The organism is Bradyrhizobium sp. USDA 4516, assembly GCF_054055915.1.
Map to the genome: position 1 here is coordinate 7041074 of NZ_JBSRXT010000001.1, position 19759 is coordinate 7060832.

The following is a 19759-nucleotide window of genomic DNA, read 5'->3' on the forward strand; positions in this document are numbered from 1 at the left end:
CGTCCCGCTGGGAAGGGCAGTCAATCGTGGGGACGCGAGCGAGTCAATCGCAAGGAGGTGCGTAGCCCGGATGGAGCGAAGCGAAATCCGGGGCCGGTTTCTCCGCGTAGAGATTATCCCGGATTGCGCTTCGCTCCATCCGGGCTACGGGAGAGAGAGCCGCGCTCACGCCGGCGGCTGGAAGCTGCGCAGCGTGCGCGCCTTGTAGTCGTAGAGCTTGCCGGTCTCGGTCCATGCGGGCGAACACATCGGCACGATGAATTCGGCGGCCATGTCGGGCGTATCCAGCGTCATCGGGTCTTCGCCGGGAAACACCTGCGCGCGCATCCGGGTGCGGATCGGGCCGGGGCTGAACAGGTTGACGCGGAGCTTTGTGTTGGCGGTCTCGTTGGCCCAGGAGCGCACCAGTGCCTCCAGCGCGGCCTTCGAGGCCGCATAGGGGCCGAGATAGGCGTTGGCCTTGTGGGCCACGCCCGACGTCACGAACACCGCGCGGCCGGCGTCGGATTGCCGCAGCAGCGGGTCCATGCAGCGGATCAGCTGGAAATTGGCGGTGACGTTGATCGCGAACACGTCGTTCCATGGCTTCAGCTCGATATGGCCGAGCGGCGACGACGGCCCTGCGGTGCCGGCATTGCCGACCAGGATATCGAGCTTGCCGTGGCGCTCATGCAGCGCAAGGCCGAGCCGCGCGATGCCGTCGTAATCGGTGAGCGAGAGCGGCACCAGGGTGGCGCTGCCGCCGGCCGTGCGGATCTCGTCGTCGAGCTCTTCCAGCCCGCCTTGCGTGCGCGCCACCGCCACGACATGCGCGCCGGCCTTGGCCAGTGCGACCGCGGTCGCATGGCCGATGCCGCGCGAGGCGCCGGTCACGAGGGCGATACGGGAGGCGAGGGGTTTTGTCATGGAAGGGACTCTAACAAATCGTCGTCCCTGCGAAAGCAGGGACCCATACGCCGTGACGGCGGTAATGGAAAACGGTGCTTGTGTCTAACGCTGCCCAGCCAGATAGGCCGGTGGTTATGGGTCCCTGCTTTCGCAGGGACGACAGCGCGGATGTGGCTAGCTCGCCTCCGCCAGCAGCGAGAGCTGGCGCGGCGGGGCCTCGGTTTCGCTCTGGTCGGTGAGGTGTGTCGGGTAGGCGCCGGTGAAGCAATGGTCGGCGAATCTCGGATTTGCCGGGTCGCGCCCCTCATGGCCCATCGCGCGGTACATGCCGTCGATCGACAGGAAGGCGAGCGAGTCGGCGCCGATGATGTCGCGCATCTCCTCGAGCGAATGGGTCGCGGCGAGCAGGCCGCCGCGGTCCGGCAGGTCGATGCCGTAATAGTCGGGATAGAGGATCGGCGGCGAGGCGAGGCGGAAATGCACCTCGCGGGCGCCCGCATCGCGCATCATGCGCACGATCTTCTTCGAGGTGGTGCCGCGAACCAGACTGTCGTCGATCAGGATGATGCGCTTGCCTTCGATCGCGGCGCGGTTGGCCGAATGCTTCATGCGCACGCCGAGCTCGCGCACGCTCTGGGTCGGCTGGATGAAGGTGCGGCCGACATAGTGGTTGCGGATGATGCCGAGCTCGAACGGCACGCCGGAATACTGGCTGTAGCCGACCGCGGCGGGCACGCCGGAATCCGGCACCGGCACCACGACGTCGACCTCGGGATGGCTCTCGCGCGCCAGCTGGGCGCCAAATGCCTTGCGCACGTCGTAGACCGAACGGCCGCCGACGATCGAGTCCGGGCGCGCGAAATAGATGTATTCGAAGATGCAGGGCCGGGCCGGCTTCGGCGGGAACGGCTTGTGGCTGTGAGCCCCTCGCTCGTCGAACACGATGATCTCGCCGGGCTCGATGTCGCGGACGTATTTCGCGCCGATCATGTCGAGCGCGCAGGTCTCCGAGGTCAGGATCGGACAGCCGTCGAGATCGCCGAGCACCAGCGGGCGGATGCCGAGCGGGTCGCGCGCGCCGACCAGTTTCTTGTTGGTCAGCGCGACCAGCGCATAGGCGCCCTCAATGGTGCGCAGCGCCTCGATGAAGCGGTCGATGAAGCGGGTGCGCTTGGACTGCGCCACGAGATGCAGGATCACCTCGGTGTCGGTGGTCGACTGCATCATGGCGCCGCCCTTGACCAGCTCGCGGCGCAGGGTCAGGCCATTGGTGAGGTTGCCGTTGTGGCCGACTGCAAACCCACCGGCGCTGAGCTCGGCGAACAGCGGCTGCACGTTGCGCAGGATGGTGCCGCCGGTGGTGGAGTAGCGGACATGGCCGACCGCGGCGTTGCCCGGCAGGCGCTCGATCACCTCGCGGCGTGAGAAGGCGTCGCCGACCAGGCCGAGGCGGCGTTCACTGTGGAAGCGGCTGCCGTCGAAGGAGACGATGCCGGCGGCTTCCTGGCCGCGGTGTTGCAGGGCGTGCAGGCCGAGTGCGGTGATCGCGGCGGCCTCGGGATGGCCGAAGATGCCGAACACGCCGCATTCCTCGCGGAGCGTGTCGCCATCGAGGTCGGGGTGGTATCTGAGAGGGTCGTTTTTAGGGTCGTCTTGCAGTTCGATCGGGCCGAGGTCGAGATCCATTTGGTCGGTATGATCCGAAGGGGTCTGCATCTCGTTCATCGCCTCTCGTAAGGGCCCAAATAGTTTATCGGCCCGCGGGTTTCTCGATCAGCTTCTTCAAGCTGTCACGCGCAGGTTTGCTATAGCCATCACCCGACGCCGGCGTCGCCTGATCATTGGTATCGGCCGCAGAATCGTCGTCTGGCTTATTCTTCTTGAACTTCTTTAAGATGGTGTTCTCGGGGTCGTCAGGCAAGAGCGACATCAGCCAATCCCCGGTTCCCTGCAGCACCACGCGGGACTTTGCCCCGGTCACCCAATCGGGCCGCTGCTTGTCCGGAACCAGCCAGGTGAAGAACATGAACGCCACGACCACGATCAGGAGGCCGCGGGCGAGCCCGAACAGGAAGCCGAGGGTGCGGTCGAGCGCGCCGATCCGGGAATCCAGGATCATGTCCGAGATCCGCACCGTGACGATCGAGACCACGATCAGCGTGCCGATGAAGACGCCGGCCACCACGACCACGGCCGCGACCGTGTCGTTGTTGAAGTAGGTCTTGGCGGTCGGCAGAAGCTTCGAAAACGCATACAGCGTGACCAGCGCGGCGGCGCCCCAGGCCGCGATCGACAGGATCTCGCGCATGAAGCCGCGCACCATCGCGAGCAGGCCCGAAATCAGCATCACGCCGAGCAGGACGAGATCAAGTATCGTTATGGGCATCGGCTGGTCAGGTCCGCTGGTACGTTTCGGTACGCTGTTAAGGGCTTACGCTGCTAAGTGCTCTCGCGAATCGGCGAAGTCGGTGCCGTCCTAACTGAGGCGCATTGGGGGCATCCGGCAAGGCCAGAGCGCCACCTGTCCCGCGCGGCGGATGTATAGCGGCGGGGGGTTGATACGTCACGCCCGCTTTAGCTGGTCTCGCGACGGAATCGGGCCGGTGTGGCATTTTTCTCAGCCGCATCAGGGCCTCCGGAGCCGTCCTGGTCGCGCCGGCCGCCCCGGGGCGTTCCGCGTGCCGCAATTTCGGCGACCAGCGTGGTGAGGTTGCCGACGCTGTTGAGGGTGAGCCCTGAATCGCCGCCGCTCTCGCCGCGGGCCGATTCGGGCAGGATGGCGCGGGCGAAGCCGAGCTTGAGGGCCTCCTTGAGCCGGGCCGGGGTCTGCGCCACCGGGCGGATCGCGCCCGATAGCGAAATCTCGCCGAAATAGACCGCATCCGTCGGCAGCGGCGCGTTCACCAGCGATGAGACCAGCGCGGCCGCCGCGGCAAGGTCCGCGGCCGGTTCCTGGATGCGCAGGCCGCCGGCGACGTTGAGATAGACGTCATGTCCGGACAATTTGACGCCGCAATGCGCTTCGAGCACCGCGAGCACCATCGACAGCCGGCTCGGGTCCCAGCCGACCACGGCGCGGCGCGGCGTGCCGAGCGAGGTCGGCGCCACCAGCGCCTGCAACTCGACCAGGACCGGACGGGTGCCCTCGATGCCGGCGAACACCGCCGTGCCGGGACTGCCGAGCTCGCGCTCGGAGAGGAACAATTCCGAGGGGTTGGTGACCTCGCGCAGGCCGAGGCCGGTCATCTCGAATACGCCGATCTCGTCGGTCGCGCCAAAACGGTTCTTCACCGAGCGCAGAATGCGGAACTGCTGCGAGCCTTCGCCCTCGAACGACAGCACCGCATCGACCATGTGCTCGACCACGCGGGGACCGGCGATCTGGCCGTCCTTTGTCACATGGCCGACCAGGATGATCGCGGCACCCGTCTTCTTGGCAAAACGAATGAGGGCCTGCGCCGAGGCGCGGACCTGGGTCACCGTGCCGGGCGCGGATTCCACCGTGTCGGTCCACATGGTCTGGATCGAGTCGATCACGATCAGGCGCGGCACCGCGCCTTCCGACAGCGTCGCGACGATGTCCTCGACCGAGGTTTCCGAAGCCAGCTGCACCGGCGCGTCCGCGAGCCCGAGCCGTTCGGCGCGCAGCCGCACCTGGGCGACCGCCTCTTCGCCGGAGATATAGACCGCGCGGTGGCCGGCGCGCGCCATCATGCTGGTCGCCTGGGTCAGCAGCGTGGATTTCCCGATGCCGGGATCGCCGCCGACCAAAAGCACCGAGCCGCGGACGAAGCCGCCGCCGGTGACGCGGTCGAGCTCGGCCATCCCGGACGACAGCCGCGGCGCGTCCTGGGTCTTGCCGGACAGCGATTCCAGCGCAAACGTCCGCCCCTTGCGCTTGCTGCGGATCGAGACCGGCACCGAGCCCGTGGTGTCCTCCTCGGCCAGCGTGTTCCACTCGCCGCAGGAATCGCACTTGCCCTGCCAGCGATTATACGCCGCGCCGCAGTTCTGGCAGACGAAGGAGAGGGTGGATTTGGCCATGGAGCAGGTGAGTCGCGCTATCGAGCACGATGCATAACACGGTTCGGCCGCCGCGCGCGATCCATCGAAGACGGAGTGCCAGATGGCGGGGCCGGCTCAGCGCGAGAACACCCGCGTTCCGCCCGGCCAGCGCGGCTTGTCGCCGACCGGACTTGCGCCGATTTCCCAGCCGACGCCGCCCCACAGCACGTCGACGGCGCCAAGCTCTCCGGCGCTGTCGCGGACGTAAAACACGTTCGGCTTGGCGTTGACCTCCAGCGGGCCGTTGCTGCCGCTGGGCTGTCGCCTCAACGCGCACCAGACGTCGGCCAGCCTGCTCTCGTGGCTCTGCCCCAGTTTGGCGAGGATCTCCTTGTCGCTCGAGACGGCGCTCAGGACGAAGGTCTGCAACGATGCGCCGCCGCTATCGTCCTCGATCTTGTTCGTGAAGCGCTGCGCGAAGGTCGCGCCCAACCAGGAAATCCTGACCGGCGCGCTCGAGGCGATGTCCTCCTTGAAATGTTCCCGCGCGACGAATTTTTCGGCGTGGGGAATTGCCGAGGTCGACGACGGATCGGACGGTTCCTCACTTTTCGGCTGCAGGGAACATGCAACGCGGTCAGCGGCGGCAACGGCACCCGGTTGGCCCGGTCTTGTCTCGTCTGCCGCGACGCTCAAACCCTGCGTCGCCAGAACAACGGTCAACCACAGGGTGAAGCTTGGTTGGCGCATATTGTTGTTGTCCCTGAATCCGCTGTGCTCGCGGAGACAAGGTAAACCGCATCTTGCAGATGTAAATCAAAGATCAGGTTTCTGGTTAAGGATAAAAAGTAAGTTCAACTACAGCGCGAATTTGAATCAAATGCGCTTCGCGCAAGGGAACTGCTCTCGTTTGTACGCGCGGTCAAACGTGGATGTCCCGCCTCGACAGCAGCAGCGGCGGATTCTCGCGCGGCGTCAGACTCGTCGGCAGAGCGCGGCAGCATCTCGCCTGCGCGCGCAACGGATCGCTCCAGCTCCAGCGAACCCGCCACGACGGATTGTTGGCGTAGGCCGGAATGCGCCAGACCCAGATCGTCTCGTAGACGCTGTCTCCGAACTGCGCGACATCGGGCCTTGCCGTCGGCCAGAACGCCGAGCCGGCAACGGCGAACGTCACAATCGCCGCAGTCGTGATCATCATCTTGCGCATCGCGCGCCTGCCTTTCCCGCCTGTCGTGGGCTTTGACGACCCGCGACTCCCAATGCTTCGACTTGCGATCCCGCATTCGTCAGGCCGACATCGGCGACATCAGGCGCCGGGCTCTGCGCCCGATCTGCACGCCATGTTTCGCTGAACTCGTGTCGCCTGAACTCTCGGGACTCGCATCCGGGTCGTCGATCAACCCTGTGATGCCTGCTGGAGCAAAGTTCTTTTCCGCAAACGATCAAGTGCAAGTAATGAGATTGTCATAAACGCAGCGGCCGGACGATGGCAATCCGGATAACAACGGAAGGTGAGCGCTCAACAAAACTCTTTCGGGGTACGCGCCACCCGATGCGCAAAGCCCCGTAGAATTACGACACCATCGGGAGGATGTTGGTGTTCGTCACGGTGAAATCCGTTTGCCCAGGGCCTGGTCGATGTCGGAATTTTACTGCGTCATTGCAGACCACAATAGCGCCGTGCCCGCCGCCAGCATGATGCCGTCCATGATCAGGCGGAACGACTCCGGCTTCAGCTGCAGCACGAAGCGCTTGGCGATGAAGGCGCCGGCCATCAGCGAGGCGCCGGCGATCAGGCCCTTCAGTGCGATGTCCGGCGTCAGTGCGCCGAAGCGCTCGAACGTCACCGACTTGCTGACATAGAGCCCGAGCGAGCTCGCCGCCTCGGTGGCGAGGAACGCGCCCTTGCTGAGACCGTAGAACAGGAACAGCGGCACGCTGAGCGGGCCGGTCGAGGCCACGATGCCGGTGAGGTAGCCGATGAGCGCACCGCCGATTGCGAGATGCCAGAGATTGGCCTTCAGCCTGTGCCGCGCCAGCCAGTGCCGCACCGGCACCATCGCGATCAGGAATACGCCGATCGCTATATCGACCGCATGCGAGGGCAGCGCGAGCAGGGTGCGCGCGCCGAGCGCGGCGGCCGGGATGCCGGTGATCGAGTAGGCGATGCAGGCACGCCAGTCGACCTCGCGCCACCAGGCGAGGATTCGCGACAGATTGGCCATCACGGCGGCGACGGCCATGATCGGCACCGCCTGCTTCGGCCCGTACTGATAGACCAGCACCGGCATTAGCATGATCGACGAGCCGGTGCCGACGATGCCGGAAATGGTGCCGGCGACCAGGCCGACGATGAGGACGAAGAGAAAGCCCACCTGCGCGCTCCGGTGAGGTGATCCCGAGCCATGCTGAATGCGTGTCCCGGGAGAGGGGCTCAGTGTGACCTCATGGTTCGAGACGGCGCAAGGGCGCCGCCGAGCCATCGACACGCCATCGTGCGCAGCGCAGCAAGACTTGGACAAATCATGTCGCGAGAATGCGGTGGTATGACTCATAGACCGCGCAACACATTTTATGTCGTCCCTGCGAACGCACTAGCGTGTCTACACGGTTTTGGGGCGCGACAGATTGACTCGGTGCAGCAAGAAGTGGCGTCTCTGCAGCATGTTGTATGATTCTCTCACTGGCGCTTTGATTCGAAGGAGCGCCAGCGATGCAGCCGGATTTGTCTTTGGGTGAGTTCGGGGACGTTCGTCTCGACAAAAGGGGGCGACGCTTCTCCGGGCTATGCTTTGCACGCGCAGCGTCTGCTTGCGCCAGATGGCCCGGGGCGATTGGGCTGCCAATATGGCGTTCTGGCGGTTTGTGAACAACCCCCAAGTCACGATCGATAAATTGATTGAGGGCTGGAGCGCGCAGACGCGGACTGCGGTCAGCGGGCGTCATGTGCTGGCGATCCAGGATACGAGCGAGGTCAAGTTCCAGACCCAGGCGGGACGGCGGCGCGGGCTGGGCAAAGTCGGCAAGGGCAATGCTCGCGGCGTGCTGTTGCATGCGATGATGGCGGTGGATGCCGACAGCGGGGTCTGTCTTGGCCTTACTGGCGGCAACGTTTGGACGCGCAAAGGCAAGGTAAAAATCCCGCATGAGCGGCGCGCCTTGGCCGACAAGGAGTCGGCGCGCTGGGTGACGGCCGCCGAGCAAGGCCGCGACGTCCTGGCAGATGCCCGCATGATCACCGTCGTCAACGACCGCGAGGGGGATTTCTTTGCTCACTGGGCGCTGACGCCAGCCGAGAATGTCCATCTTCTGTCGCGTGCCATGCACGACCATGCGCTGGTCGATGGCGACACACTTTATCAGGCGGTCGAGCGGAGCCGCTTCTGCGACAACGCGGTGATCGATCTGCCGCAGCGAATGGATCGGCGCGGCCGGCAGGCCCATCTCTCGATGCGCTTCGGAACCGTCGTGCTCAAGCGGCCGCAGAGGCCCGGCGTCACCGACTTGGCGGAGGGCATCAAACTCAGCTTCGTAGAAGTGGTCGAGTTGCATCCGCCGAGAGGTGCGGAGCCCATTCGCTGGCTGCTCCTGACCACTCATCCGGTCGCCACCGTTAAAGACGCCTGGCAGATCGTCTCCTGGTACCGCCAGCGCTGGATCATTGAGCAACTCTTTCGCTCGCTGAAGAGCCAGGGTTTGCGCATCGAGGATAGTCAGATCGAGAGCGCCGAAGGCCTGATCAAGCTCGTGGCGGTCGCCACCAGAGCGGCATGTATCGTCATTCAACTCGTTCAGGCCCGCAACAGTGGCGAAGAATTGCCGGCTGAATTTGTCTTCACCGCAGAAGAGATCGAGACGCTCAGGGCCATCAACAAAACCATGAAAGGTCGCACCGAGCTTCAGAAAAACCACCATCGCCCCAACACCCTTGCTTGGGCGGCATGGATCATCGCAAAACTCGGCGGATGGACCGGCTACGCCTCCCACCGTCCACCTGGACCAATCACCTTCCACACCGGAATGGCCCGCTTCCAAATCCTCGCAAATGGCCCGACAAACGTGTAGATGCACTAGTGCTTTCGCAGGGACGACAGAGTGATTGTGGCGCGAGCGCGACACGCAAACCCGTCACCTCAACACCACCCACGCCGGCGCGTGATCGCTGGCGCCGTCCTCGCCGCGGATGGCGCGGTCGACGCCGGCTTTCACGAGGCGCGGCGCCACTGCGGGGCTGAGCAGGAGATGATCGAGCCGCAGGCCTGCATCGCGTGGCCAGCGCTGGCGCTTGTAGTCCCAGAAGGTGAACATCGGCGCGTCCGGATGCAGGGCGCGGATCGCATCGCACCAGCCCTGATCGACCAGCGCCTTGAAGGCGGCGCGGCTCTTCGGCTGGATCAGCGCATCCTTGTCCCAGGACCGCGTTGGGTAGATGTCGAACGGCGTCGGCGCGACATTGTAGTCGCCGGCGAGCACCACCGGGACGTCCTGCTTGAGCAGCTTGGCGGCATGGGCGCGCAGCCGCTTGAACCAGGCGAGCTTGTAATCGAATTTCGGCCCGGGCTGCGGATTGCCGTTCGGCAGATAGAGGCTGGTGACGACGATGCCGCGCACCGCGGCCTCGATGTAGCGCGCTTCGTGATCGCCGGCACCGCCGGGCAGGGCGGTGCGGATCAGCACCGGCTCGGCCTTGCGCGCGAGGATGGCGACGCCGTTCCAGGTCTTCTGTCCCTGCCACACCGCGCCGTAGCCGGCCTGCTCGATCGCGGCCGCGGGAAACTCGGCGTCGCTGGCCTTCAGCTCCTGCAGACTGACGATGTCGGGCCTGGCTGATTTCAGCCAGCGCAACAGGTTGGGCAGGCGGCGGTTGACGTTGTTGATGTTGAAGGTCGCGATCTTCATGCGCACCGGCAATCGCGAACCTTGATCATGTCAGGTGGACGTCGCTGTTGGCTCGGCGGCCGGCAGTGGCGGCGGCGCAGCGGGCGCTGCTGTTGGCAAGGCTGGCGGTGCTGCGGGCGTGGCAGCCGGCTCGCTCGTCTCGGCGACCGCGTCGCTTCTCGCGGCGACGGCATCGCCGCCCTTGTAGATGCGCACGAAGCGGCGGCCGAGGCTGGTCAGCACCTCGTAGCCGATGGTGCCGAAATGATGCGCGACCTCGTCGACCGTGATGCCTTCGCCGATCAGCGTCACCATGTGGCCGCGCCGCACGGCATTCTTGTCGAGGTCGGTGACATCGACCGCGATCAGGTCCATCGAGACGCGGCCGGCGATCGGGCAGCGCTTGCCGGCGACCACGACCTCGGCGCCGCGGGTGCCGTCATTGGCGCTGGCGGCGCGGAAATAGCCGTCGGCATAGCCGGCGGCGACGATCGCAAGCCGGGTCGGCCGGCGCGCGGTCCAGGTGCCGCCATAGCCGACGGTCTCGCCGCGATCGATGTTGCGGATCTGCACGACGCGCGCCTTGAGATCGACCACCTGCTGCATCGGGTTGTCGGCTTCCGGCGTCGGATTGACGCCATAGAGCGCGCAGCCCGGCCGCACCATCTCGAACTGGAATTGCGCGCCGAGAAACACGCCGGAAGAATTCGCCAGCGAGGCCGGCACGCCAGTGAACAGGCTCGCGATCTCGCGGAAGCTCGCAAGCTGCTTGGCGTTGGCGGGATTGTTGAGCAATTCGGCGGAGGCGAGGTGGCTCATGACCAGCGTGATGCCGTGATCGCCGGCATTGATCCGCGGGATGATGCCCTGTGCCTCGCTGACCGTGAGCCCCAGCCGGTTCATGCCGGTGTCGATATGGATGCCGGCGCCGCCGGACCAGCCGGAGCGGCGGCAGAACACGTCCCATTCGGCGAGCTCGTTGAGATCGCCGATCACCGGCTTGCAGTCGATCCTGGCGTAGGCGTCGCCGGTGTTCTGGAAAAAACCGCCGAGCGAATACACCGTCGCCTCGGGAGCGGCCGCGCGCACCGCGGCGGCCTCCTCGACGCTGGCGACGAAGAAGGTCTTGCAGCCGGCCTTGGCCAGCGCCCGCGCAACCTGCTCGGCGCCGCAGCCATAGGCGTTGGCCTTGACCACGGCGGCGCATTCGGCCGGCACCGCGGTCTTCTCGAGCTTGCGCCAGTTGGCGATGATGGCGTCGAGGTCGATGGTGAGGATACCGCTGGCGGTCGGGTGGGCCGCCAGCAAACTGGCCTCGGATGTCAGCTGCGATTTCGCGTCAGTCACGATGTTCATGGCTCAGTTGTACGCGGGTGCCCTGCGTCGTTCAACCGAGTCCGGATCTCAGTGGCCGTGATCCGGAACCTGACCGTCGGGTGCGAGGTCGCCGAAGCGCGTGACGCTGGCCTCGAAGTGCAGATCGACCGTGCCGGTCGGGCCGTGTCGCTGCTTGCCGATGATGACTTCGGCCTTGCCGTGGGCAAGGTCCATGTCCATCTGCCACTTCTCATATTCCGGCGTGCCCGCGCGCGGCTCCTTGTTGGCGAGGTAGTATTCCTCGCGATAGACGAAGATCACGACGTCGGCGTCCTGCTCGATCGAGCCGGATTCACGCAGGTCGGACAGCTGCGGCCGCTTGTCGTCGCGGTTTTCGACCTGACGCGACAGCTGCGACAGCGCGATGATCGGAACGTTCAGTTCCTTGGCAAGTGCCTTCAGGTTGGTGGTGATCTCGGTGATTTCCTGCACGCGGTTGTCGTTGCCGCGTTTGCCCGAGCCCTGCAGCAGCTGGATATAGTCGATCACGATCAGGTCGAGGCCCTTCTGGCGCTTGAGCCGTCGCGCCCGCGCGGTGAGCTGCGAGATCGAGAGACCGCCGGTTTCGTCGACGTAGAACGGTAGCGATTGCAGCTCGATCGAACAGTCGCGGATCTTCTCGAAATCGAGCTCGGAGATGCCGCCGCGACGGATCGAGCTCGAGGGGATGCCGGTGCGCTCGGCGAGAATACGGGTGGCGAGCTGTTCGCCGCTCATTTCGCAGGAGAAGAAGCCGACACAGCCGCCATTGACTGCCTTGGTGGTGCCGTCCGCCTGGACTTCCGGCACATAGGCCTTGGCGATGTTGTAGGCGATGTTGGTGGCGAGCGATGTCTTGCCCATGCCGGGACGGCCGGCGAGGATGATGAGGTCGGACGGCTGCAGGCCGCCCATCTTGGCGTCGAGGTCGCGCAGACCGGTCGAAATGCCCGACAGCTTGCCGTCGCGCTGGAACGCCTTCGCCGCCATGTCGACGGCGATCGTCAGTGCCTGCGCGAAGCGCTGGAAGCCGCCGTCATAGCGGCCGGTTTCAGCAAGGCCGTAGAGCTGCCGCTCGGCATCCTCGATCTGGGCGCGCGGCGCGAAGTCGACCGGCGCGTCATAGGCGACGTTGACGATGTCCTCGCCGATCTGGATCAGGTTGCGGCGCAGGCTGAGATCGTAAACGGTGCGTCCGTAGTCCTGCGCGTTGATGATGGTGGTCGCTTCGGCGGCAAGCCGGGCGAGGTACTGGCCGACCGTCATGCCGCCGATGTCGAGCTCGGCCGGCAGGAACGTCTTCAGGGTCACGGGGTTCGCGACCTTGCCCATCCGGATCAGGCTTCCGGCGGTCTCATAGATTTGCTGATGGATGGTTTCGAAGAAGTGCTTCGGCTCCAGGAAATCGGAGACCCGGTAGAAGGCGTCGTTATTGACCAGGATCGCGCCCAGCAGGCCCTGTTCCGCTTCGATGTTGTGCGGCGCACTTCGGTAGGCCGGGGATGCGGCGTCGGGCGCGAGCTTGTGGACGTTCGAATCAATCAAGGCCATGGACGAGCTTATTCTTCTGATTTCGTCGTTACTGAGATTTTTGGCTGTGGGGCGGCGATGAAGCGCCAGCCCGGCACGAAGCGAAAGGACGGATGTTTCTTATGCACGATTCACACAACGCGAGGTGTGAATCCGAAACAGCCGGATGCATTCCGCTTGACTGGGGTTTTGTCCGAAACCGGGCGGGAGCCGGCCGATCAGCACGGTCGTTGGCAAAAATTGGACGCCGCCTGAACCTTTTGCCAGGCGAGCGGACCCATGGAGAGGCGAGGCGGCTGTTGGCGTCGATTTCTCAGACCAGGATGAGGAAGGCCAGCGCGATCAAGGCGGCCACCACGCCAGTGGCGATCAGGGCGTAGTCAGTCGCGATATCGCGCTGCGGGTCCAACATCGTCTGGTGTGTTTCTCGGGTCATTCCGGACCACTACGACAGTCCGGGACAGACCTCTGTGAAGCAGATCACATGCGCCGCACTTTTTTTTGCGGCAGGTTCGCGGGAACGACCCGGCGGATTCCAGGTTGTCTACGCTCAGGCAAGATACGGCGGCGATGGCTCGAGAGTTTCAGACAGCGCGATCAAGGCTTGGCCGGGCAGATGGCATGGATTGCCGCTGGCTGGCGGCGCTTGTCGATGCGATGGAGCAGGCGGCGCGTCCCGAGGTTCGCAATGTTCCCTGCGATGCCAGCTTGATTTCGGCCGCCGCGGCCCATCTGGCGCGTCCGGCGCCGACCTTTGGCCATTGCGGGTCGGCCTACAGCCTGCGCAACTAGCAGTACCCGTTCCTTCAGACCTATTCGCCGGCGAGTTGCAGCCGGGGCTTGGTCGCGCCGGCCTCCTTCAGCCGCAGGCGGGCTTCTTCGCCGCCGATATAGTCGCGGGTTATCGGGACGATGCCCTGGCGCTTGGTGAGCTGGAGCTGGAAGTTCATCATGTTCTGCACGCGGAACGACATCTCCGACGCAGCCAGGTAGAATTCCCACATCCGGGCAAAGGTCTCGTCGTAGAGCCGCACGGCCTCCTCGCGCCGCGCCATGAAGCGCTCGCGCCATGCCTTCAGCGTCTCGGCATAGTGCAGGCGGAGGATCTCCATGTCGCAGATCAGCAATCCGGCCTTCTCGATCGCCGGCATGACCTCGGACAGCGCCGGAATGTAGCCGCCGGGGAAGATGTATTTCCGGATCCAGGGGCTGGTGACGTCGGGGCCGGTCGAGCGGCCGATCGAGTGCAGCACCATGACACCGTCGTCGCTCAGCAGTTCGGCGCAGCGCGCGAAGAAGGTTTCATAGTAGGCGACCCCGACATGCTCGAACATGCCGACCGAGACGATGCGGTCGAACGGCCCGGGGATGTCGCGATAGTCCTGCAGCAGGAAGCGCGCCGATTGCGCCAGATTCCGCTCCGCCGCCCGGGCGTTGGAAATTTGCAGCTGCTCGGTCGACAGCGTGACGCCGGTGACGTCGGCGCCGCTCATCTCGGCGAGATAGAGCCCAAGGCCGCCCCAGCCGGAACCGATATCGAGGATGCGGTGCCCGGGCTTGATCAGGAGTTTTGCGGCGAGGTGACGCTTCTTGGCGAGCTGGGCATCGTCCAGCGTCGCGTCCGGCGTCTCGAAATAGGCGCAGCTGTATTGCTTGTCCGCGTCGAGGAAGAGGGAATAGAGGCGGCCGTCGAGATCGTAATGACGGGCGACGTTGCTTCTGGATCGGCCGCGCACATTGATCTGCTGGGCGCGGCGTCCGAGGAAGCGTACCCAGGCCTGCAGCCTGGCAAAGTTCGGCAGCATGGCTGCCTGACCCATCAGGACCGCCAGCACGTCGGCGACGGTGCCTTGCTCCACCACGAACGTGCCGTCCATGAAGGCTTCGCCGAGATAAAGTTCGGGATCGACTAGGATGCGGAGTTCCGCCCCTCGCGTCATGAAGCGCACGGCGACCGGTACACCCGTGCCATCACCGCAGATGAACTGAGCGCCGCTCGCGGTCGTGAACGTGATCGAACCGCGGCGGATGAAGCGCCCCAAGAAGTATCGCAACAATCGGTCCATCGAAACACCAACGGAACGGCAAGCTGCACACCGACACCACCGGAGTTGATCACTCCAATGTGTCCCCAACCTCAAGATAGGCAGGGAATTAGATCGCGCTATAGCGTTGTGGTCAAAGCCGATATTCCAAAATGTGACAATTGCGTGGATGCGTCATGGGCGCGCTTCCATTCGCGCGATAATCGGCTAAAAGGTGACCGCCGCGGCCGATCCATCAGGCGCTGGCGGCGATTTTTCCGGAATCTGGAGACTTAAGGAATGTTGAGCCGAGCCCTCAGTCTGGCGACGGTGGCGCTTCTGATTGGCTGCCTGTCAGCCGTATCGGCGCAGGCGCAAAACCTCGAGGCCGGCAAGAGCCCCTCCCAGATCTTCGCAAGCACCTGCACAGCTTGCCACAAGAGCCCGCGCGGCCTGCTGAAATCGGTGCCGGCCGGTTCGCTGCCGGGCTTCCTGCGCCAGCACTATACGACGTCCAGCGACATGGCCGGCGTGCTTGCGTCCTATCTGATTTCGAATGGTGCCAACGACCCGCGCTACCAGGCCAAGGATCAGCCCAAGGGGACTAAGGGCGGTAGGGAAGGCAGGCAGGAGGCGAACCAGTCCCCGGAGCAGCCGTCCGAGCGTCCGGCCCGCCGACGGCACCAGGATGCCGCGCCGCAGGAAGGGGCCAAACTCGATGGCGATGGCTTGAATCCCGAAGGACGTCCAGCTCACCGCGGCAAGCGGATGGCCCGCCCGAGCGAGGCGCCGGAGGGCGCGAAGCCGGACGACGGCCAGACGCCGCAGGCCTTGGGCGAGGGCAAGCCGTCGCGTCAGAAGCACGGTCGTCGCGGTAAGCCCGTCGAGGAGCCGAAGTCCGAGGAGGTGCCCAAGGGCGCGGCGACCAGCGACGAGCCCAAGACAGACCCCAAGACATCCACCCGGCATGATGACAAGGGTGAAGCCGAGAAGCCGGCGAAGCCTGCCGCCGAGCCCGACACGGCAAAGGTCGACGCGCCCAAGAGCAATGGCGGCGGCGAGCCGGCTGCCGTGCGATCCGATCCGGTTCCGCAGGTCACACCGGCGCCTGCCGCGGCTGCGCCTGCGGCGTCCGAGCCGGGAGCAGCCGCATCTCCCGCTCCGGCGCCAGCCGCGCCGCCGGTGACTGCGACGGCGCCGCCGCCGCCACCGCCCACGACGCCAGGCTCCGGCCCGCCGGAAGCTCCGACCTCGAAGTAATCGCCAACGCCGGGCCGCAAGGTCCGGCGTATTTGTTTGACCATCATTAGAGTAGTGCTCTAGAGTGTTAATCTAGTCAGGAGGACGACTTGAGCACGGCGCGCGAAGATCTGCTGGCAGCGGGACTGGCGGTGTTCGACCGCGACGGATTTGAGGGCGCGACGGTGGCCGAGATTCGCTCCCGCGCCCGCGCGTCCAACGGCAGCTTCTTCCACTTCTTCACCTCGAAGAAGGCGCTCGCCGGCACCCTGTTCCTGGAAATCCTGCAGGCCTATCACGCCGCCATCATCAGCTCGGTCGACGCCAGCTGCGGGGCGGGCGAGGGCGTTGAGCGGCTGATCCACGCCCATCTCGATTGGGTCGTGAGCAACCGGCGCGAGGCGCGCTTCCTGTTCGAGATTTCGCGCAGCGAGTGGGGCGAGGAGGTGCGCGGCGCGCAGCGCAGCGAGAATTCGCGGCTCACCGACGGCATCGAGCGCTGGCGTGCGCCGCTGCTCGCGCGCGGCGAATTGCTGCCGATGAGCGCCGTGCTGTTCTTCAGCCAGATCATCGGACCGGCACAGATCTTCTGCCGCGCGTGGCTGTCGGGCCGCCACACCGGCGATCCGCGCGAACAGGTCGAGACGCTGATCGCCTGCGCGATCCGCGCGGTGGTGGCGCCGGGTGCGCCAGAACGAACAGGAGAGACTTCATGAGCGAGACCGATCCGGACTTTGCACCGATCGCGACGCGAATTCGCGACAATGTCGGCCGGCAGGGCTTCATGGGTCTTGTCGGTGCCGAGGTAGCCGAGCTGTCGCGCGGCACCTGCACGCTCGCGGTCGACCGCCGGCCGGAGCTGTTGCAGCAGCATGGCCTGTTTCACGGCGGAGTGACGGCGTTTCTGGTCGACAACGCCACCACGATCGCAGCGGCGACGTCGCGCGGCCAGCCGGCGCTGACGGCGGAATACAAGCTGAACCTGCTGTCGCCGGCCTCGGGCGATCGTCTGATCTGCCGGGCGCGCGTGATCAAGCCGGGACGTCAGGTCGCTGTCGTTGCAGCCGACGTGTTCTGCGTCATCGACGGCAAGGAGAAGCACACCGCGACCGCATTGGCGTCGATCGCCATGCTCGACGACAAGGCGGCGGCACGAATCCAAAGCCCGGCCTGATCGAGGCCGGGCTTCGTAGCGTTTAGTCGGTTGGACGATGGAGAGAAGCTTACTTCTCTTCGGCGGCCGGAGCCGGCGCGGCTTCCTCGTCGTGCTGGGCTTCCGGATCGAAGAATTCGCCGGCGGCGGCGAGCGCCTCGGCGGCGGCGTCCTGGTCTTCCTGGCGGGTCGAGATGTCCTCGCCGCGCTTGATCCGCTCGGCCTCTTCGGCGGAGCGGGCGACCGTCACGGTGACGCTGGTCTCGACCTCGGGGTGGACGGCGATCGTCACCTTCTGCGCGCCGATCACCTTGATCGGCGAGTCGAGCCAGACCTGCGGGCGCGACACCGTCACGCCGTCGGCAGCCAGCGCGGCGACGATGTCGCGCACCGTCACCGAGCCGAACAGCTGGCCGGATTCGGAGGCCTGGCGGATGATGACGATGTCGCGGCCGTCGATCTTCTCGGCGACCTTGGCGGCTTCGCCCTTGGCCTGGATGTTGTTGGCCTCGAGCTCGGCCTTCATGCCGTCATACTTGGCGCGGTTCGCCTCGGTGGCGCGCAGCGCCTTGCCGCGCTTCAGCAAGAAGTTGCGGGCGAACCCGTCCTTGACGCGCACGACTTCGCCCATTTGGCCAAGCTTGGCAACGCGTTCGAGCAGAATGACTTCCATTTTCGTTCTCCTTTAGATGCAAAGTACGGGTTTAAGTGGTTGGATCGAATCTCAAGCCGCCGGCAAAGGCGGCGGTCTGGTTTGCAGATAGCGCTGGCGCAGCCCGAACACGGCGTCGGCGATGCCGAGCGCGAACATCGCCACGATCGGCCAGCCGAACATGACGACGACCGCATAGATGCCACTGAGCCAGAAGCCGCGATTGGTGAGCGACAGCGTCAAGGTGTGCAGAACGGCGAAGCCGACGAGCGCATAGGCGATTACGAGTGCCGCGGTGACGATCTGCGCCAGCAGCGCAAGCATGCCGCCGATGAAGCTGACGGCGACCGCCGCCAGCAGCGCGACCAACGTCACGGCGGGAAGCGCCGTGGTGCGGAAATCCGGCCACGGCCGATTCAACCGCCCGGAGGTTTGCGTGATCTTGCCGGCGAGCCAAAGGTTCAGCGTCAGCGTCACCATGGAGATGACCGTCGCCGCGAGCGGCGCGAAGATCACCAACGCGTCGACCAGCCGTTCGATGTCACCGCTGGGCTGCGCTTCGCCGGCGCTGAGCATCTTGAGCAGGCCGCGCCGCAGCGTGCCGGTGATCGTGTCGGTATCGGTGCCGAGCGTGAGCAGCGCGGCGGTCGTGGTAACGATGGCGAAGGCTGCAATCCAGAGCAGGATGCGGCCGACGGGGTACCATTCAATCGCAGGCGGCCGCTGCTTGGCGCTGTCGCCGGCTGCGCCCGCGATCGGCCGTCCGAGCAGGGCGAGGTGGCCGAGCCACCAGCCGGGCACGGCGACCATCATGGCAAACGCGATGCTGTAGGGAAGGCCGAAGAGCGTGCCGAGCACGGATGCCGCACCCACTCCACCCATAGCGGCGGCGAGGGGGCCCCAGCCGAGCGCCGCCACCATGATCGGCAGCGGTGCGAGATAGAACAGCAATATCGAGATCGCCGCGCCCGAACTGATCGAGGCGAACATCAGCGCCGACGCGGCGCCGGCTGCGAGTGCAACGGTGAATATTCCGATCATCAGCTGTCCCGCCCCCTTCGAGCGGTTAGGGGTCCTGCATCGAGAACCCCAACCATCGGCGACCGGACGACCCGGAAGCCTTATGAGAATGAGCGGCCGGCGGCGCGGGCCGCCGGCCGTTGTCAATTAGCGAATGACGTAAGGCAGGAGGCCGAGGAAACGCGCGCGCTTGATGGCGCGGGCGAGCTCACGCTGCTTCTTAGCGGACACGGCCGTGATGCGGCTCGGCACGATCTTGCCGCGCTCGGAGACGTAACGCATCAGCAGCTTGGAATCCTTGTAGTCGATCTTCGGCGCATTCGCGCCCGTGAACGGGCAGGACTTGCGACGGCGGAAAAACGGACGGCGGGCACCAGCATCAGCCATGATTCATTACTCCTCGGTCGCAGCTTCTTCTTCACGCGGACGGCGCGGGCCACGGTCGCCACGGAAACCACCCTCGCGGTCGCCACGGAAGCCGCCTTCGCGGTCGCCACGGAAGCCGCCGCCACGGTCGTCGCGCTCGCGATCACGGTCGGCCTTGCGCATCATAGCGGACGGGCCTTCCTCGTGCTCTTCGACGCGCACGGTGAGATAGCGGATGACGTCTTCGTTGATCCGCTCCTGGCGCTCGATCTCGGTGACGACAGCCGACGGTGCGTCGATGTTCATCAGCACGAAATGCGCCTTGCGGTTCTTGTTCATGCGGTAGGTGAGGGAGCGCACGCCCCAGCTCTCGGTCTTGGTGACCTTGCCGCCGCCCTGTTCGACAATGCCCGTCATCTGGGCCGTCAGTTCATCCACCTGCTGGGTGCTCGCATCCTGACGCGCGAGAAAAACATGCTCGTAAAGAGGCATGGTTGTCCTTTCCTGTGTTGGCGCGGGTTCCGGCGACAAGCCCTTCGAGACCTTCGGAAAGGACTCGAGCTGCTCAGAAGGCGGGAGCACGGGACGACGGGCCGACTGGCCCTGCCACATCAAAATCAACGGGTGAATTTGCTGAGACCGTCC

At 65.3% G+C, this 19759-nt stretch carries 21 protein-coding genes; 5 read left to right on the plus strand and 16 right to left on the minus strand.

Annotation, left to right across the window (positions count from 1 at the left end; genetic code table 11):
• Window positions 1-165 precede the first annotated feature (165 nt).
• From ACVI1L_RS32130 to ACVI1L_RS32160, 7 genes are all read right to left on the minus strand, one after another.
• Window positions 166-906 (minus strand): SDR family NAD(P)-dependent oxidoreductase, encoded by a 741-nt coding sequence (locus tag ACVI1L_RS32130; protein WP_057019864.1) that lies wholly within the window; start codon window positions 904-906, stop codon window positions 166-168.
• Window positions 907-1062: 156 nt separating this feature from the next.
• Window positions 1063-2613, minus strand: coding sequence for an amidophosphoribosyltransferase (gene purF / locus ACVI1L_RS32135; RefSeq protein ID WP_430641119.1), 1551 nt, complete (start codon window positions 2611-2613; stop codon window positions 1063-1065).
• Window positions 2614-2638: 25 nt separating this feature from the next.
• The gene (locus ACVI1L_RS32140; RefSeq protein ID WP_026192677.1) at window positions 2639-3274 is read right to left on the minus strand and encodes a CvpA family protein; all 636 of its coding nucleotides are present in this window, start codon (window positions 3272-3274) and stop codon (window positions 2639-2641) included.
• A gap of 188 nt (window positions 3275-3462) precedes the next feature.
• Window positions 3463-4932, minus strand: coding sequence for a DNA repair protein RadA (gene radA / locus ACVI1L_RS32145; RefSeq protein ID WP_057019866.1), 1470 nt, complete (start codon window positions 4930-4932; stop codon window positions 3463-3465).
• Between the two features lie 96 nt (window positions 4933-5028).
• Window positions 5029-5643 carry a hypothetical protein gene (locus ACVI1L_RS32150; protein ID WP_456784723.1) on the minus strand — a complete coding sequence of 205 codons (615 nt, stop codon included), beginning with the start codon at window positions 5641-5643 and terminating at the stop codon, window positions 5029-5031.
• A gap of 172 nt (window positions 5644-5815) precedes the next feature.
• The gene (locus ACVI1L_RS32155) at window positions 5816-6103 is read right to left on the minus strand and encodes a hypothetical protein (RefSeq protein ID WP_057019868.1); all 288 of its coding nucleotides are present in this window, start codon (window positions 6101-6103) and stop codon (window positions 5816-5818) included.
• Between the two features lie 442 nt (window positions 6104-6545).
• The gene (locus tag ACVI1L_RS32160) at window positions 6546-7271 is read right to left on the minus strand and encodes a sulfite exporter TauE/SafE family protein (RefSeq protein ID WP_028335150.1); all 726 of its coding nucleotides are present in this window, start codon (window positions 7269-7271) and stop codon (window positions 6546-6548) included.
• Between the two features lie 445 nt (window positions 7272-7716).
• Here ACVI1L_RS32160 and ACVI1L_RS32165 point away from each other — a divergent pair, with 445 nt between their 5' ends.
• Entirely contained in the window at window positions 7717-8961 is a 1245-nt protein-coding gene (locus ACVI1L_RS32165; protein WP_229193590.1) for an IS4 family transposase, read from the plus strand.
• A 63-nt stretch (window positions 8962-9024) separates the two neighbouring features.
• Here the strand turns inward: ACVI1L_RS32165 and ACVI1L_RS32170 are convergent, their stop codons facing one another.
• The 4 genes from ACVI1L_RS32170 to ACVI1L_RS32185 form a co-directional block, all read right to left on the minus strand.
• On the minus strand, window positions 9025-9795 hold the full coding sequence (locus ACVI1L_RS32170) for an exodeoxyribonuclease III (RefSeq protein WP_456785640.1): 771 nt from the start codon (window positions 9793-9795) through the stop codon (window positions 9025-9027).
• A 30-nt stretch (window positions 9796-9825) separates the two neighbouring features.
• A complete protein-coding gene (alr, locus tag ACVI1L_RS32175; protein WP_456784724.1) occupies window positions 9826-11130 on the minus strand; it encodes an alanine racemase in 1305 nt (434 codons plus the stop codon).
• A 48-nt stretch (window positions 11131-11178) separates the two neighbouring features.
• On the minus strand, window positions 11179-12681 hold the full coding sequence (locus tag ACVI1L_RS32180; RefSeq protein WP_057019871.1) for a replicative DNA helicase: 1503 nt from the start codon (window positions 12679-12681) through the stop codon (window positions 11179-11181).
• A gap of 292 nt (window positions 12682-12973) precedes the next feature.
• Window positions 12974-13096 (minus strand): hypothetical protein, encoded by a 123-nt coding sequence (locus ACVI1L_RS32185; protein WP_256520498.1) that lies wholly within the window; start codon window positions 13094-13096, stop codon window positions 12974-12976.
• A gap of 185 nt (window positions 13097-13281) precedes the next feature.
• Between ACVI1L_RS32185 and ACVI1L_RS32190 the strand changes: the two genes are divergently transcribed.
• Window positions 13282-13452 (plus strand): hypothetical protein, encoded by a 171-nt coding sequence (locus tag ACVI1L_RS32190; RefSeq protein ID WP_168856966.1) that lies wholly within the window; start codon window positions 13282-13284, stop codon window positions 13450-13452.
• Window positions 13453-13472: 20 nt separating this feature from the next.
• On the opposite strand, the gene ACVI1L_RS32195 is transcribed toward ACVI1L_RS32190, so the two are convergent.
• Window positions 13473-14726 carry a class I SAM-dependent methyltransferase gene (locus ACVI1L_RS32195; protein ID WP_456784725.1) on the minus strand — a complete coding sequence of 418 codons (1254 nt, stop codon included), beginning with the start codon at window positions 14724-14726 and terminating at the stop codon, window positions 13473-13475.
• Between the two features lie 258 nt (window positions 14727-14984).
• Between ACVI1L_RS32195 and ACVI1L_RS32200 the strand changes: the two genes are divergently transcribed.
• The 3 genes from ACVI1L_RS32200 to ACVI1L_RS32210 all read left to right on the plus strand — a co-directional run bounded on the left by ACVI1L_RS32200 (window position 14985) and on the right by ACVI1L_RS32210 (window position 17097).
• Window positions 14985-15944 (plus strand): hypothetical protein, encoded by a 960-nt coding sequence (locus tag ACVI1L_RS32200; protein WP_456784727.1) that lies wholly within the window; start codon window positions 14985-14987, stop codon window positions 15942-15944.
• A gap of 89 nt (window positions 15945-16033) precedes the next feature.
• Complete coding sequence (locus ACVI1L_RS32205) at window positions 16034-16639, plus strand: TetR/AcrR family transcriptional regulator (protein ID WP_456784728.1); 606 nt, start codon at window positions 16034-16036, stop codon at window positions 16637-16639.
• Window positions 16636-17097 carry a PaaI family thioesterase gene (locus ACVI1L_RS32210; protein ID WP_028344793.1) on the plus strand — a complete coding sequence of 154 codons (462 nt, stop codon included), beginning with the start codon at window positions 16636-16638 and terminating at the stop codon, window positions 17095-17097. The genes ACVI1L_RS32205 and ACVI1L_RS32210 overlap by 4 nt, the downstream gene beginning before the upstream one ends.
• 49 nt (window positions 17098-17146) lie before the next feature.
• Here ACVI1L_RS32210 and rplI read toward each other — a convergent pair whose 3' ends face one another.
• The 4 genes from rplI to rpsF all read right to left on the minus strand — a co-directional run bounded on the left by rplI (window position 17147) and on the right by rpsF (window position 19606).
• Window positions 17147-17749 carry a 50S ribosomal protein L9 gene (gene rplI, locus ACVI1L_RS32215; RefSeq protein ID WP_057019875.1) on the minus strand — a complete coding sequence of 201 codons (603 nt, stop codon included), beginning with the start codon at window positions 17747-17749 and terminating at the stop codon, window positions 17147-17149.
• 51 nt (window positions 17750-17800) lie between these two features.
• Window positions 17801-18769, minus strand: a complete 969-nt coding sequence (locus tag ACVI1L_RS32220) for a hypothetical protein (protein WP_456784729.1) — start codon at window positions 18767-18769, stop codon at window positions 17801-17803.
• Window positions 18770-18895: 126 nt separating this feature from the next.
• Window positions 18896-19135 carry a 30S ribosomal protein S18 gene (gene rpsR, locus ACVI1L_RS32225; RefSeq protein WP_016844287.1) on the minus strand — a complete coding sequence of 80 codons (240 nt, stop codon included), beginning with the start codon at window positions 19133-19135 and terminating at the stop codon, window positions 18896-18898.
• 6 nt (window positions 19136-19141) lie between these two features.
• Window positions 19142-19606 (minus strand): 30S ribosomal protein S6, encoded by a 465-nt coding sequence (rpsF, locus tag ACVI1L_RS32230; RefSeq protein ID WP_029083529.1) that lies wholly within the window; start codon window positions 19604-19606, stop codon window positions 19142-19144.
• Window positions 19607-19759: the final 153 nt, after the last annotated feature.